Below are 14,280 nucleotides of genomic sequence, written 5' to 3' on the forward strand. Positions count from 1 at the left end.
GCCATGAATAGATATTCTATTGCATTCGCCACGTTGTTCGGCCTGAGCTGCACGCTCGCAGCATCAAGTCATGCGCAAGAAGTCACGAAGCAGGATCAATGGTCGCCTCCGCGCGAGGCGAAGATTTCTCCAATCACTCAAGAGCAGCTCAACGCAGCAGACAAGAGCGCAACGAACTTTCTGCTGACCAACGGCAATTACGCTCAGACGCGCTTTCACCCAGCAAAGCAGATCAACCGCGACAATGTGAAAAACCTGCACGTCGCCTGGATCTTCCAGACCGAGGTCAAGGAATCGTTGGAAACGTCGCCCATTGTGATCGATGGCGTGATGTACGTGACAACATCATTCAGCCATGTCTACGCGATCGACGCCAAGACGGGCGAACAGCTCTGGCACTATAGCCACAAGATGGGGCCCGTAACGACGTACTGCTGCGGCCCCAATAATCGCGGTGTCCAGGTTCTCGGTGACAAGGTTTACCTCGCCACGCTGGACTCCAAGCTGGTGGCATTGAATGCAAGGACCGGCGATGTCGTCTGGACCACCGATATCGCCGATCCCGAACTCGGCTACAGCGAGACGATGGCGCCGACGGTCGTCAAGGACAAGGTCTTGATCGGCACCAACGGCGGCGAATACGGCATCCGCGGCTTTGTCAGGGCCTATGATGCGAAGAGCGGCAAGCTGGTCTGGAATTTCGACACCATCCCGGAAAATTCAGTCGGCGTCTGGGCAACCAAGGACGCTACTGGGCGTGACATGCATCGGGACATCCAGGCCGAGAAAGACCAACTCGCCAAGATCGGCGACCCCTACAAGAGGCTGGGCGGCGGTGTCTGGCAAAATCCCGCTGTCGATCTCGCCACCAACCGGATCTATTTCGTGGTCGGCAATCCATCTCCCGATCTCGACGGCACGCCGCGCCCCGGCGACAACCTCTACACCGACTCGCTGGTAGCGCTTGACTTGGAGACCGGAAAATTTGTCTGCCACCTTCAGTATATTGCCCACGACGTCTGGGATCTCGATGCCGTGAGCCCGCCGGTGCTGGTGGATGTGAAGGACAAGAGCGGCAAGACCATTCCGGGCGTGATCCATGCCGGCAAGACCGGTCACATCTATGTTCACGACCGGAAAGACTGCAGCCTGATCCGGTTCTCCGAGGCGATGGTGCCGCAGGAGAATATGTGGGTCTTGCCGACCAAGGAAGGCGCGCGCATGCTTCCAGGGGCAAATGGCGGCGTCGAATGGTCCCCGATTGCTACGGACCCCGGACAGGAGCTCGCCTACGCCATCAATCTGCATCAGCCCATGCACTACCGGGTCGAGAACTCGCCCTATCCAAACGGCAAGCTCTGGCTTGGTGGTGCCTTCACGGCCATTCCGGGTGAAAAACAATCGGGAAATATCACTGCCGTCAACTACAACAACGGCAAGATCAGATGGCAGGTGCATACGCCAGAGCCAATGATCGGCGGCATTCTTGCCACCGCGGGCGGTCTGGTCTTTGCTGGTGAAGGCAACGGCAAGTTCGCTGCCTACAACTCGTCCACCGGCAAGGAATTGTGGAGCTTCCGCGCCGGTGCGGGCGTCAATGCCCCGCCGTCCAGCTATTCGGTGGGCGGTAAGCAATACATTGTGGTTGGCGCGGGCGGTAACACCCAGGTGAACTTCAGGCGTGGCAACAACATCATCGCCTTTACGCTCGATTGATCGAACTTGTATCACGCCGTGGTTACCAAAGCGGGGCCGGTTCCGGCCCCGCTTCTCTTAACGTCACTGGAATGAACTTGATGGTCAGCAATTTGAGCCGGATGATTTCGGGCGGGATGATGCTCGGGGCATTATTGACCGCAGCCCCCGCCTTTGCACAAAGCATTGCGGAAAAAGTCGAGGTCTGCGCCGGCTGCCACGGCCACGATGGCAAGCCGAGCGACAAGTCGATTCCCGTCATCTGGGGACAGCAAGCCGGCTACATCTACATCCAACTGCGCGACTTCAAGCGGGGGGACCGCAAGAACGAGATGATGCAGCCGACCGTGTCGCCCTTCGAGAGGGACGACATGCTCGCGATCGCGGAGTATTTCGCGCAAAAGCCGTGGCCTGATCTGGGCCAACCCCGCGCGCCGAAGCATGTGGCCCAGCAGGCACTCAGCGCCGAGCACTCGGTCGGCTGCACCGGCTGCCATCTCGATCGGTTTCAAGGCAGTGGCACCACACCGCGCTTGGCCGGGCAGAGCCGGGAATACCTCGCCAAGACAATCACCGATTTTCGCACCCGTGCGCGCGGCAACAACCCCGGCATGACCGATCTGATGCTCGCCACTCCTGTCGACGGTCTTGCCGCGCTCGCGCAATATCTCGCTGGTCTTTAGACCAGGACGTGCCCTCGCTACGGCGTAGCCAGTCGATCACGCAACAACGATAGTGAGGTGAGATCCGCGGCGCGTTTGCCCGCGTTGTCCTTGAGTGAGGGATTGGCGCCTCGTGCAAGCAGGAGACCGGCGACCTCAGCGCGCCCACCTTCGGCGGCGATCATGAGAGCCGTCCGGCCGCGGGCATCGCGATCATCGATGTGCGCGCCTGAATCCAGTAGATACCTCACAACCTTGACGGCCTCCGTCTCCGGAATTTTTTCATCCGGACCGGCAGCCCACATCAGCAGCGTCAGATCATTCGGATAACGGGCATTGATATCGATGTTTCGCGAAAGCAGGCGCTTCACAATGTCAAACCGGGCGCGGGCCGCCGCGTAGACAATTGGCGGTTTTCCGGTGTCGTCGGGCACGCCTTCATCAGCGCCATGCGCGAGTAGCGTTTCGACGATTGCGTCGCTGCCCGCATAGGCGGCGGCCGCGACAGGTGAAACTCCACTTCGTCCGGTGAGTTTGACGTCGGCGCCGCGTTCAACAAGTCGCTGGGCGACCGCGAAATGGCCGCGCTCTGCCGCGAAGTATAGCGCCGTTGCGCCTGCGAGATTGCGCGCATCAATTGGAGCGCCACGCGCAAGCAAAAGATCGACCATCTCCAGATGGCCAGATCGCGCGGCGTGGCTGAGCGGGCGGGCTCCAAACCGGTCGCGCGCATCCGCTGACGCGCCATAGTCCAGCAACTCGGTCGCCAGCTCGGTACAATTCTCGTCCGCCGCTGAGAATAGAAGTAACGATACCTCCATTGCAGTGATCTGAGATTGCGCGGGTTGAAACCGACGGCCGATTTCCTGACATTTTTTCGAGTCGCCGGCGAGGGCAGCCGACGCAATGCAAAGTACGAGCAATGTGGCCGAGCATAAAGCTCCAACGTGCCGGGACAAGAGACAACACTCCCTCGCCGTTTCTTCATGCAACATGACACAGCGCGTGGTCGATTCCAAGTTGCCCGGCGTCACCAAAGCTGCTGATCTGCCTCGAAGTGCACCAGACTACGGAAGCGCGACCTTCCACTTCTGGCCCATCGCGTCATTTCGCTGCTTCGCAATAAGAGCGACGCTCTAGGAGCAAAGCGGGCATCAGCTTCGGTACGCGACACCACCGCGTTTATAAGTAGACGGCTTAGCTCAACCAAAACCGCGGCGTCGCCGGCTCAAGCCGGCCGCCCGCGCGCACCGGTGCGATGCGCAGCGCCAGCCCCGTGGCGTCGTCCGTTTCCACGGCAACACCACTCAGTGTCGCAACACCCCCAGCCGGCTCGAAGCGGCCGGAGGGGATGCCCGAGGTGAAGCGGCGCAGCGGCTCTTCCTTCTGCATGCCGATGATCGAATCGTAGTCGCCGGTCATGCCGGCGTCGGTCATGTAGGCGGTGCCGCCTGCGAGGATCTGGTGGTCAGCGGTCGGCACGTGTGTGTGCGTGCCGACGACGAGGCTGGCGCGGCCGTCGCAGAAATAGCCGATGCCCTGCTTCTCGCTGGTCGCCTCGCAATGGAAGTCGACGACGATGGCATCGGCCGCGACACCGAGCGGGCAGGCGCCGAGCTCGCGCTCGAGCGCCGCGAAGGGATCGTCGAACGGCGTCATGAAGACGCGGCCGAGCGCGTTGACGATCAGCGCATGCTTGCCGTTCTTGGTCTCGACCAGCGCAGCACCGCGGCCGGGCGTGCCGCGCGGATAGTTGGCCGGCCGCACCAGGCGCTCGGCGCGCTCGATGAACACCAGCGCCTCGCGCTGGTCCCAGGAATGGTTGCCGAGCGTCACCGCGTCGGCGCCGGCATCGAGCAGTTCCTGATAGATCGCCTCGGTGATGCCGAAACCACCGGCCGAATTCTCGCCATTGACGACGACGAGATCGAGCGACCAGTCGCGGATCATGCCGGGCAGATGTTCGGAAATGGCCGCGCGCCCGGCGCGGCCAACGACGTCACCCACGAAGAGAATGCGCAACTTCAGGACTCCGGAAATCGAAAACGTCCGATTCCGTTAGCACATAATCCAGCGCGACGTCGTGCGATAGTGCCGGAACGGCCTCGATCTCTTGCGCCGCAAAAGCGAGCCCGATGCCCACCACGTGCTTGGTCTTGCGCAAATGCGCGAAAGTGAAGTCGTAATGTCCCGCGCCATAGCCGATGCGATGGCCGAGGCGGTCGAAGGCCGCGAGCGGCGTCAGCATGATGTCGGGAATGACTTCGGCGGCGGCCGGCGACGGCTCGGGAATGCCGAGCGGGCCGAGCATCAGGCGGTCGTTCGGATGCCACAGGCGAAAGATCAGCGACTGGCCGCGCGCGGTGACGCAAGGCAGCGCCAGCCGCGCGCCGTCATCGGCGAGCCTGCGCATCAACGGCACCGGGTCGATCTCGTTGCGGATCGGCGAATAGCCCGAGACGATGCTGCCCGGTAAGAGCTCGAATGGCACGCCGCGCTTTGCGAGTTTTGCGGCGGCAGCGACGCGCTTCTTGTCACTGAGCGCGTCGCGCTTAGCGAGAGCTTTGGCACGAAGGTCGGACTTTGAGTTGCTCATGCGCTCATTTCCCTGAGGCAGAGCCTGCTCTGCCGTCATCACCCGCGAAAGCGGGTGATCCAGTATTCCAGAGACGCCAGTGCTAGAACCTCAACAGCGCGGCGTACCGGATGCCCCGCTCCAGTGCGCATCCGCACAAGGCGGGGCATGACACCGAGTCTGGATTGAAGCGCCAGTTTGTCGAGGACGCAATTCGACAGCAAGCAAACAGAAAGTGCGAGGCCGCAATCGCCGTTGAAGCACTCGATCCCGGAGTTCCCTACGAAAGTAGGTGGGCACCATATGTCCGGATCCACGGACCCGGCCAGGGACAGTTCCCTAAAGGATCGATAAGGCCCCGGGGATATATGGCTCCTGACGCGCGTCGCAGCCTCGCCTGGTCAATGTAACAACGAAAGTTCCGAATCGCCAGCCCGGCGAGAAATGCCGAGCTTCTGCACGATGAGATCAGACTTGCGCGGCCACGGTGGAAGTGCGCTCCCTCCCCCGCTCGCGGGGGAGGGTTGGGGAGAGGGTCGCTCCGCGAAGACCACTCCCCGCGTAGAGAACCCTCATCCGGCGCTTCGCGTCGACCTCTCCCGCAAGCGGGAGAGGTGAAAGGGCCGCCCACGCTAACCGATCGCGATCCCGTTGCCGACGGTCCGGTTCAGCACCTGCGTCGACTTCTCGATCCGCTCGGAGGCCGCGTTCAGCGCGTTGACAACGGCGGTCTGCGTGACCCGCGCGCGCTCGGCGGCGGCGTTGCGGAAGTCGCGCAGCTCGTTGACCTCGGCTTCCAGCGTGCGGACGCGATTGCCGGCGTCGACCAGCTCGTCGCAGGCCATCAGCGCAGCCATCACGGTGAGCCTGGCATCGCCGATCTCGCCGAACTTGCCACGCAGCATCTGGATGCGCGTCTCAAAACTTTCGGCCAGCTTCAACAGCCGCACTTCCTGCCCTTCCTCGCAGGCCATGCGGAATTGCCGGCCGTTGATGGTGACGTTGATGTGGCTCATGAGTCCTCTCCGGTATCGAGTACCGAACGTATCGTGACGATCGCGGCATCGAGCCGATCGGAGATGTCGCGGTTGGTGCGTTCGAGCTTGCGCGCCTTCACCAGCGCACCATCGAGTTCATCGGCGAGTCGCGACCGATCGGCACCGAGCGCCTGAATGCGCGTCGCAAGTTCGTTCTCGTCGCGATCCGCATCGCGGCGTCGTTCGACGGCGCTCTCCAGCGCGTCGAGCGCCGCCATGAGCCTGCGGGTCGCGATCTCGATCTCGAGCGCGGACGACTCCGTCATGGCGGAACTGGTGGCAGCGCGATCGCTCATGAAGTCAGCGGCGGACCTTGTTTCGGGGCCTTTGCATCGAAGCCTGCCACCCGGCAAAAGACTCGGTTCGGCAAGCGGTTACACGCAAATATTTACGTTGCGAGGAAGGCCAGCGCAACGCCGCCGCAGAACTATGCACCGATAGATCGGGTGGCCACGGCGTTCCCGATCCATGGTTTTCCCGGGCATGATCTCCGCGCCAACGCGCTTTCCGCGATGTCGCGAGGGAGGCCGTCCGCATTTTTCCGGATCACACCGCGGGCAACTTTTCGGGCGCAGAAGGCGTTTGATTGCCTTGGACTCCCGGAACCGAGATGCTATCCCAGCCCCGACCCGAGAGGCCGCCAGACTCCCTTCCCACGCGGCCCGCACCGCCACCAAGCGCTTCATTTCAGACGGATTTTCATCATGACGCAGGTCGATCACACCCGTATGGCCAACGCGATCCGCGGCCTCTCGATGGACGCCGTCGAGAAGGCGAAATCGGGCCATCCCGGCCTGCCGATGGGCGCCGCCGACATCGCCACCGTGCTGTTCACGCAGTTCCTGAAATACGACGCCACGGCGCCGGCCTGGCCCGACCGCGACCGCTTCGTGCTCTCGGCCGGCCACGGCTCAATGCTGCTCTATTCGCTGCTGTTCCTGACCGGCAATCCGGACATGACGCTGGACCAGATCAAGCAGTTCCGCCAGCTCGATTCGATCACCCCGGGGCACCCTGAGAACTTCCTCACCAAGGGCATCGAGACCACCACCGGCCCGCTCGGCCAGGGCATCTCGACCGCGGTCGGCATGGCGCTGGCGGAGAAGATGCTGGCCGCCGAGTTCGGCAAGAAGATCGTCGACCATCACACCTACGTGCTCGCCTCCGACGGCGACCTGATGGAAGGCGTATCGCAGGAAGCGATCGCGATGGCCGGGCACTGGAAGCTCAACAAGCTGATCGTGCTCTACGACGACAACGGCATCTCGATCGACGGCCCGACCTCGATCGCCGATTCCGTCGACCAGGTGAAGCGCTTCAAGTCCGCCGGCTGGGCCGCCGAGAAGATCGACGGCCAGGATCAGGCCGCCATCGCGGCCGCGATCACGCGCGCGAAAAAATCCAACAAGCCGACGCTGATCGCCTGCCGCACCACCATCGGCTACGGCGCGCCGAACAAGGCCGGTACCGCGAAGGTGCATGGCGAGGCCTTAGGTGCCGACGAACTCAAGGCCGCCAAGGAAAAGCTCGGCATCTCGCTCGAGCCGTTCTCGGTGCCCGACGACGTGCTGAAGGCATGGCGTGCGGCGGGCGCGCGCGGTGCTGCCACGCGCAAGGAATGGGAAGAGCGTCTCGGTCAGCTCGGCAGCCGCAAGCGCGCTGAGTTCGAGCGTCGCCTGCGCCATGAGCGCCCGGCCTCGCTTGCCAAGGCGCTGAAGGCGCACAAGAAGGATCTGCTGGAAAAGCCGATGGTTGCGGCGACCCGCAAATCGTCGGAGGCCGCGATCGAAGCGATCGCCGCCGCGATGCCGATGGAATTTCTGGCAGGCTCCGCCGACCTCACCGGCTCCAACAACAACAAGGCGAAGTCGGCCACCGCGTTCTCGGCCAAGACGCCGAAGGGCCGCTTCATCCATTACGGCATCCGCGAGCACGGCATGGCTGCGGCCATGAACGGCATTTTCCTGCATGGCGGTTTCGCGCCCAACGGCGCGACCTTCCTGGTATTTACGGACTATGCGCGCCCCGCCATGCGGCTCGCCGCGCTGATGGGCGCGGGCGTTGTCTATGTGATGACGCACGATTCCATCGGGCTCGGCGAAGACGGCCCGACCCACCAGCCGGTCGAGCATCTCGCGGCCCTGCGCGCCATTCCGAACATGCGCGTGTTCCGTCCCTGCGACGCGGTCGAGGTCGCCGAGTGCTGGGAGGTGGCGCTCAACCGCGTCGACGGACCGACGGTGCTGGCGCTGACGCGCCAGAACCTGCCGCAGCTGCGCACGTCAGTACGGAACGACAATCCCTGCACGGAAGGCGCCTACGAGCTGGTCCCGGCGCAGGGCGAGGCCAAGGCAACATTCTTCGCCTCGGGCTCCGAGGTCGAGATCGCGGTCGCCGCCCAGCGCCAGCTCGCCGAGCGCGGCATCCCGTCACGGGTGGTCTCGGTGCCGTCGCTGGAGCTGTTGTTAGCGCAACCAGAAGCCAAGCGCGCGGCGATCATCGGCAAGGCCCCGGTCAAGGTTGCGATCGAGGCCGCGGTGCGCTGGGGCTGGGATGCCGTGATCGGCCAGGATGGCGAATTTATCGGCATGCATTCCTTCGGCGCGAGCGCGCCTGCAAAGGATCTTTACAAGCACTTTGGAATTACCGCTGAGGCTGCAGTTAACGCTGTCCTGAAGCGCGTATCCTGAGTGTTGAGCTTGCCGGCAAAAAGGACTACCAAGCTCCCCATATGAACCAGTCCCGCCCGGCCGAACCGGGCGTCCGTCTAAAAACCCTCGCAGGCGCGCTGGCAGCCTTGCGGGATGAAAACGGTCATTGAAGGAGACGAATGATGGCAGTCCGCGTCGGAATCAACGGTTTTGGTCGTATCGGCCGCAACGTTCTGCGGGCCATCGCAGAGTCCGGCCGCAAGGACATCGAGGTGGTCGGCATCAACGACCTCGGTCCGGTCGAGACCAACGCGCACCTGTTGCGCTTCGACTCCGTCCATGGCCGCTTCCCCGGCACCGTCACCGTCGATGGCGACTCGCTCAACCTCGGCTTCGGCAAGATCAAGGTGACCGCCGAGCGCGATCCGTCAAAACTGCCCTGGAAGGATCTCGGCGTCGACATCGCGCTGGAATGCACCGGCATCTTCACCTCGAAGGACAAGGCCTCCGCGCATCTGACCGCGGGCGCCAAGCGCGTGCTGGTCTCCGCCCCTGCTGACGGCGCCGACGCCACTATCGTTTATGGCGTCAACCACGACACGCTGACCAAGGAGCATCTGGTCGTCTCGAACGGCTCCTGCACCACCAACTGCCTCGCGCCGGTCGCCAAGGTGCTGAACGACCTCGTCGGCATCGAGACCGGCTTCATGACCACGATCCACGCTTACACCGGCGACCAGCCGACGCTGGACACGCTGCACAAGGATCTCTACCGCGGCCGCGCGGCTGCGATGTCGATGATCCCGACCTCGACCGGTGCCGCGAAGGCGATCGGCCTCGTGCTCCCCGAGCTCAAGGGCAAGCTCGACGGCGTGGCGATCCGCGTGCCGACCCCGAACGTCTCGGTCGTCGACCTCAAGATCGTCGCCAAGCGCGCCACCGACGCCAAGGAAATCAACGCTGCGATGAAGCGCGCCTCCGAGCAGCAGCTCAAGGGCATCCTCGGCTACACGTCAGCGCCGAACGTCTCGATCGACTTCAACCACGACCCGCACTCGTCCACGTTCCACGAGGACCAGACCAAGGTGCAGAACGGCACGCTGGTGCGCGTGATGTCCTGGTACGACAACGAGTGGGGTTTCTCGAACCGCATGGCCGACACCGCCGTTGCGATGAGCAAGGTGATCTAAGGAGGCCTTCGTGCTTCCGCACTGGATCGGCGTCCCCGGCGTCATCCTGCTGATCGCGTTCATCGCGTATGCGTGGCGTCAGGGGACCAAGATCCATTCACGGGGCGAGGGTAGCAGTGCTGATGCCAGCATCTACCCTCCCTCCAATGATAGCTCCGACGGCTCCTCGCACCACGGATAGTGAACGATGCCCGCAAAGTTCCGCACCCTCGACGACGTCAATGTGAAGGGCAAGCGCGTGCTGCTGCGCGTCGATCTGAACGTGCCCATGGAGAACGGACGCGTCACCGACGCAACGCGGCTCGAGCGCGTCGCACCGACGATTACCGAGCTTGCGGACAAGGGCGGCAAGGTCATCCTGCTCGCGCATTTCGGCCGGCCCAAGGGACGCGATCCCAAGGAGTCGCTGAGGCCCGTTGCCGAAGCGCTGTCGAAGGTCGTGAACAAGCCGGTCGCCTTCGCCGACGATTGCATCGGCGAGGTGGCGGCGAAGGCCGTGGCCGCGATGAGCGATGGCGACATCCTGTGCCTGGAAAACACCCGCTTCCACAAGGAAGAGGAAAAGAACGATCCGGCCTTCGTCGCTGAGCTCGCCAAGCTCGGCGACCTCTGGGTCAGCGACGCGTTCTCCGCGTCGCACCGCGCCCATGCCTCCACCGAGGGCCTCGGCCACAAGCTGCCCGCCTATGCCGGCCGCACCATGCAGGCCGAGCTCGACGCCCTGGAGAAGGCACTGGGCTCGCCGACCAAGCCGGTCATCGCGATCATCGGCGGCGCCAAGGTCTCGACCAAGATCGACCTGTTGGAAAACCTCGTCACCAAGGTCGATGCGCTCGTCATCGGCGGCGGCATGGCCAACACCTTCCTGCACGCCCAGGGCGTCGCGGTCGGCAAGTCGCTCTGCGAGAAGGACCTCGCCGCGACCGCGGTGCGCATCATGGAGAAGGCCGAGGCCGCCAACTGCGCCATCATCCTGCCGGTCGATGCCACCGTCGCCTATCATTTCGCGGCCAATGCGCCGTCGCATGCCTATGGGCTCGACGCGATCCCCGCCGACGGCATGATCCTCGACGTCGGTCCGCAATCGATCGTGCGCATCCATGCCGCGATCGACGATGCCGCGACCCTGGTCTGGAATGGCCCGGTCGGCGCCTTCGAGATGCAGCCCTTCGACCGCGGCACCGTGGCGGCCGCCCGGCACGCGGCCGAGCGCACAAAAGCCAAGAAGCTGATTTCGATCGCCGGCGGCGGCGACACGGTGGCAGCGCTCAACCAGGCCGGTGTGGCTTCCGATTTCACCTATGTTTCGACGGCCGGTGGCGCATTTCTTGAATGGATGGAAGGCAAGCCCCTGCCCGGCGTCGAAGTCTTGCGCATCAAGTAAATAGCGGCCGAACTGGCCCAAACGGGAGAAGGATACAGATGGCTCGGATCACGTTGCGTCAATTGCTCGATCATGCGGCGGAGAACGACTACGGCGTCCCGGCTTTCAACATCAACAACATGGAGCAGGCCTTGGCGATCATGGACGCGGCCAACCAGGTCGATGCCCCCGTGATCATCCAGGCCTCGCGCGGCGCGCGCTCCTACGCCAACGACGTCATGCTCAAGCACATGATGGACGCGGTGACCGAGATCTATCCGCACATCCCGGTCTGCGTGCATCTCGACCACGGCAACGAGCCCGCGACCTGCATGACCGCGATCCAGGCCGGCTTCACCTCGGTCATGATGGACGGCTCGCTGAAGGCCGACGGCAAGACGCCCGGCGACTGGGACTACAATGTCGGCGTCACCAAGACCGTGACCACGATGGCCCATCTCGGCGGCATCTCGGTGGAAGGCGAGCTTGGCGTGCTCGGCTCGCTCGAGACCGGCATGGGCGACAAGGAAGACGGCCACGGCGCCGAAGGCAAGCTGTCGCACGACCAGCTCCTGACCAATCCGGACGAGGCCGTGAAGTTCGTGAGGCAAACCCGGGTCGACGCGCTCGCGATCGCGATGGGCACCTCGCACGGCGCCTACAAGTTCACCCGCAAGCCGGACGGCGACATCCTCGCCATGAACGTGATCGAGGAGATCCACCGCAAGCTGCCGAACACGCATCTTGTGATGCATGGTTCGTCATCGGTGCCGCAGGACCTGCAGGAGATCATCAACGCCAATGGCGGCAAGATGAAGCCGACCTGGGGCGTGCCGGTCGCCGAGATCCAGCGCGGCATCAAGAACGGCGTACGCAAGATCAACATCGACACCGACAACCGCATGGCGATGACCGGCCAGATCCGGAAAGTGCTCAAGGACAGCCCGGAAGAGTTCGATCCGCGCAAATATTTGAAGCCCGCCATGGAAGCCATGACCAAGCTGTGCAAGCAGCGGCTCCAGGAGTTCAATACCGCGGGCCAGGCCTCCAAGTTCAAGCGGGTCCTGACGACAGCCGAAATGGCCAAGCGCTACGCCAAGGGCGAGCTCGACCCGAAGGTGGCTTGATCGCATTCTCCGCACCATCCGCAAGCTCGGTCACCTCTCCCCATCGGGAGAGGTCGATTTGCGCAAGCAAATCGGGTGAGGGGCTCAGGTCCCTCTGTGGAGAAACCCCTCACCCGGCGCTTCGCGCCGACCTCTCCCTCTGGGAGAGGTGTGGTGCCAGCCCAGCCCTCCCTCCCCTGCGACGAACGTTAACTCGGCAATTGCCCGAGAACGGTCTATTTTCCCGGGCAAGGCAGAATCGTTTTGGGAGGACCTCTCGATGAATCTGACTGAGCTCAACAGGATCGCGACCGCCATGGTCAAGCCCGGCAAGGGCATTCTTGCGGCCGACGAATCCTCAGGCACGATCAAGAAGCGTTTTGACGCGATCGGGGTGGAGTCGACCGAGGACAACCGGCGCGACTACCGTGAGATGCTGTTTCGCTCCAAGGAAGCCATGAGCCAACACATCTCCGGCGTCATCCTCTATGACGAGACGATCTGGCAGAACGCGAAGGACGGCACGCCGCTCATCAAGCTGATCGAAGAGAGCGGTGCGATTCCCGGCATCAAGGTCGACGAAGGCACGCAGGCCCTGCCGATGTGCCCGGGAGAGCTCGTCACCATCGGGCTCGACAAGCTCGCCGAGCGCCTGAAAAAATATTTTGAGCGCGGTGCACGCTTCGCCAAATGGCGCGCGGTGATCGATATCGGCAACGGTATCCCGTCGATGACCGCAATCAGCGTCAACGCCCATGCACTGGCGCGCTACGCCGCGCTATGCCAAGCCGCGCAGATCGTGCCGATCGTCGAGCCGGAAGTGCTGATGGACGGCGATCACGACATCGACCGCTGCTATGAGGTGACGAGCCGCGTCCTCAACAAGACCTTCCAGGAATTGCGCGTCCAGCGCGTCGAACTCGAGGGCATGGTGCTGAAACCCAACATGGCGGTCTCAGGCAAGAAGTGCGCAAAGCAGGCGTCGGTTGCCGAGGTCGCGGAGAAGACCGTACGGCTCCTGAAGGCCTGCGTGCCCGCGGCCGTACCCGGCATCGCCTTCCTCTCCGGCGGCCAGTCGGACGAGGAGGCGACCGCCCATCTCGACGCCATGAACAAGCTCGGCCCGCTGCCCTGGGGCCTGACCTTCTCCTATGGGCGTGCCCTGCAGGCCGCGCCACAGAAGGCGTGGTCCGGCAAGGCGGACAATGTCGCCGCCGGCCAGCGCGCGTTCTCCCATCGCGCGCGCATGAACGGGCTTGCGAGCCAGGGCAAATGGGACGTCAGCCTGGAAAAGAAGGCGGCCTAGACTTGTCGAGCAAATCTGCGACCAAGCCCGCTCCTGCGCGCCCCGCACCGCGTCTCTATCTCGCGACGCCGGTGGTCGACGACCCCGCCTCGCTCGTCGCGGAGCTTCCCGCGCTGCTCGCCGCAGCCGATGTCGCGGCCGTGCTGGTGCGGCTCAAGGAGACCGACCAGCGCACCATGATCTCGCGCGTGAAGGCGCTGGCGCCGGCGGTGCAGAGTGCGGGCGCAGCGCTGCTGCTCGACGGTCATGTCGAACTGGTCGCGCGCGGCGGCGCCGATGGCGCACATCTCACCGGCCTTGCCGCGCTGGAAGAGGCGATGCCATCGCTCAAGCCGGACCGCATCGCCGGCGTCAGCGGGCTTGCCACGCGGCACGATTCCATGAGCGCGGGCGAGATGGGCGCGGACTATGTGCTGTTCGGCGAGCCCGACGCGGAAGGCGCGCGCCCGTCGACGTCGGCCATCGCGGAACGACTCGACTGGTGGGCCGAGCTGTTCGAGCCGCCCTGCGTCGGCTTTGCCACCTCGTCGGCGGAGGCTTTTGAGTTCGCGGCGTCAGGCGCGGATTTCGTGCTGGTCGGCGATTTCATCTGGGCCGATCCGCGCGGAGCAAAAGCTGCGCTGGTCGATGTCGACGCGGCGATCAGGAAGGCCTATGCGGATGCGACCGCCTCGACCGGTGCGGGGCACGGATAG

Annotated in this window: 13 protein-coding genes and 1 other RNA gene; 8 read left to right on the forward strand and 6 right to left on the reverse strand. The window is 63.8% G+C overall.

The annotated features are described in order from the left end of the window. Positions 1-33 precede the first annotated feature (33 nt). Both JQ632_RS31295 and JQ632_RS31300 read left to right on the forward strand, forming a co-directional pair. Complete coding sequence (locus JQ632_RS31295) at positions 34-1,716, forward strand: PQQ-binding-like beta-propeller repeat protein (protein ID WP_249152664.1); 1,683 nt, start codon at positions 34-36, stop codon at positions 1,714-1,716. A gap of 80 nt (positions 1,717-1,796) precedes the next feature. Beyond that, entirely contained in the window at positions 1,797-2,378 is a 582-nt protein-coding gene (locus JQ632_RS31300; protein WP_249152672.1) for a cytochrome c4, read from the forward strand. 17 nt (positions 2,379-2,395) lie between these two features. On the opposite strand, the gene JQ632_RS31305 is transcribed toward JQ632_RS31300, so the two are convergent. From JQ632_RS31305 to JQ632_RS31330, 6 genes are all read right to left on the reverse strand, one after another. Continuing rightward, entirely contained in the window at positions 2,396-3,352 is a 957-nt protein-coding gene (locus JQ632_RS31305; RefSeq protein WP_312015680.1) for an ankyrin repeat domain-containing protein, read from the reverse strand. A gap of 202 nt (positions 3,353-3,554) precedes the next feature. Further along, positions 3,555-4,379 carry a TIGR00282 family metallophosphoesterase gene (locus JQ632_RS31310; RefSeq protein WP_212406513.1) on the reverse strand — a complete coding sequence of 275 codons (825 nt, stop codon included), beginning with the start codon at positions 4,377-4,379 and terminating at the stop codon, positions 3,555-3,557. Then, on the reverse strand, positions 4,357-4,953 hold the full coding sequence (locus JQ632_RS31315; protein ID WP_212406514.1) for a 5-formyltetrahydrofolate cyclo-ligase: 597 nt from the start codon (positions 4,951-4,953) through the stop codon (positions 4,357-4,359). The genes JQ632_RS31310 and JQ632_RS31315 overlap by 23 nt, the downstream gene beginning before the upstream one ends. Positions 4,954-5,168: 215 nt before the next feature. Beyond that, positions 5,169-5,329, reverse strand: a non-coding RNA gene (gene ssrS / locus JQ632_RS31320) — 6S RNA. Between the two features lie 235 nt (positions 5,330-5,564). Beyond that, positions 5,565-5,948, reverse strand: a complete 384-nt coding sequence (locus JQ632_RS31325) for a cell division protein ZapA (RefSeq protein ID WP_212406515.1) — start codon at positions 5,946-5,948, stop codon at positions 5,565-5,567. Then, positions 5,945-6,235, reverse strand: coding sequence for a DUF4164 domain-containing protein (locus JQ632_RS31330; protein WP_249152666.1), 291 nt, complete (start codon positions 6,233-6,235; stop codon positions 5,945-5,947). The genes JQ632_RS31325 and JQ632_RS31330 overlap by 4 nt, the downstream gene beginning before the upstream one ends. A gap of 438 nt (positions 6,236-6,673) precedes the next feature. Here JQ632_RS31330 and tkt point away from each other — a divergent pair, with 438 nt between their 5' ends. From tkt to JQ632_RS31360, 6 genes are all read left to right on the forward strand, one after another. Continuing rightward, entirely contained in the window at positions 6,674-8,659 is a 1,986-nt protein-coding gene (gene tkt, locus JQ632_RS31335) for a transketolase (RefSeq protein ID WP_212406517.1), read from the forward strand. 143 nt (positions 8,660-8,802) lie between these two features. Further along, the gene (gap, locus tag JQ632_RS31340; RefSeq protein WP_212406518.1) at positions 8,803-9,810 is read left to right on the forward strand and encodes a type I glyceraldehyde-3-phosphate dehydrogenase; all 1,008 of its coding nucleotides are present in this window, start codon (positions 8,803-8,805) and stop codon (positions 9,808-9,810) included. A 187-nt stretch (positions 9,811-9,997) separates the two neighbouring features. Continuing rightward, positions 9,998-11,194 carry a phosphoglycerate kinase gene (locus tag JQ632_RS31345; RefSeq protein WP_212406519.1) on the forward strand — a complete coding sequence of 399 codons (1,197 nt, stop codon included), beginning with the start codon at positions 9,998-10,000 and terminating at the stop codon, positions 11,192-11,194. 38 nt (positions 11,195-11,232) lie between these two features. Further along, on the forward strand, positions 11,233-12,300 hold the full coding sequence (fba, locus tag JQ632_RS31350) for a class II fructose-bisphosphate aldolase (RefSeq protein ID WP_212406520.1): 1,068 nt from the start codon (positions 11,233-11,235) through the stop codon (positions 12,298-12,300). A gap of 259 nt (positions 12,301-12,559) precedes the next feature. Beyond that, a complete protein-coding gene (locus JQ632_RS31355) occupies positions 12,560-13,585 on the forward strand; it encodes a class I fructose-bisphosphate aldolase (protein WP_212406521.1) in 1,026 nt (341 codons plus the stop codon). A 2-nt stretch (positions 13,586-13,587) separates the two neighbouring features. Beyond that, complete coding sequence (locus JQ632_RS31360) at positions 13,588-14,280, forward strand: thiamine phosphate synthase (RefSeq protein WP_249152667.1); 693 nt, start codon at positions 13,588-13,590, stop codon at positions 14,278-14,280.

It is taken from the genome of Bradyrhizobium liaoningense, assembly GCF_018130955.1.
Lineage (GTDB): Bacteria > Pseudomonadota > Alphaproteobacteria > Rhizobiales > Xanthobacteraceae > Bradyrhizobium > Bradyrhizobium liaoningense_C.

Excerpts from the sequence above, each read along its gene's own strand:
- JQ632_RS31355 (WP_212406521.1), top strand. The coding sequence starts at position 12,560 with ATGAATCTGACTGAGCTCAACAGGATCGCGACCGCCATGGTCAAGCCC.
- JQ632_RS31345 (WP_212406519.1), top strand. The coding sequence starts at position 9,998 with ATGCCCGCAAAGTTCCGCACCCTCGACGACGTCAATGTGAAGGGCAAG.
- JQ632_RS31315 (WP_212406514.1), bottom strand. The coding sequence starts at position 4,953 with ATGAGCAACTCAAAGTCCGACCTTCGTGCCAAAGCTCTCGCTAAGCGC.
- JQ632_RS31325 (WP_212406515.1), bottom strand. The coding sequence starts at position 5,948 with ATGAGCCACATCAACGTCACCATCAACGGCCGGCAATTCCGCATGGCC.
- fba (WP_212406520.1), top strand. The coding sequence starts at position 11,233 with ATGGCTCGGATCACGTTGCGTCAATTGCTCGATCATGCGGCGGAGAAC.
- JQ632_RS31300 (WP_249152672.1), top strand. The coding sequence starts at position 1,797 with ATGGTCAGCAATTTGAGCCGGATGATTTCGGGCGGGATGATGCTCGGG.
- gap (WP_212406518.1), top strand. The coding sequence starts at position 8,803 with ATGGCAGTCCGCGTCGGAATCAACGGTTTTGGTCGTATCGGCCGCAAC.
- JQ632_RS31330 (WP_249152666.1), bottom strand. The coding sequence starts at position 6,235 with ATGACGGAGTCGTCCGCGCTCGAGATCGAGATCGCGACCCGCAGGCTC.
- JQ632_RS31305 (WP_312015680.1), bottom strand. The coding sequence starts at position 3,352 with ATGTTGCATGAAGAAACGGCGAGGGAGTGTTGTCTCTTGTCCCGGCAC.
- tkt (WP_212406517.1), top strand. The coding sequence starts at position 6,674 with ATGACGCAGGTCGATCACACCCGTATGGCCAACGCGATCCGCGGCCTC.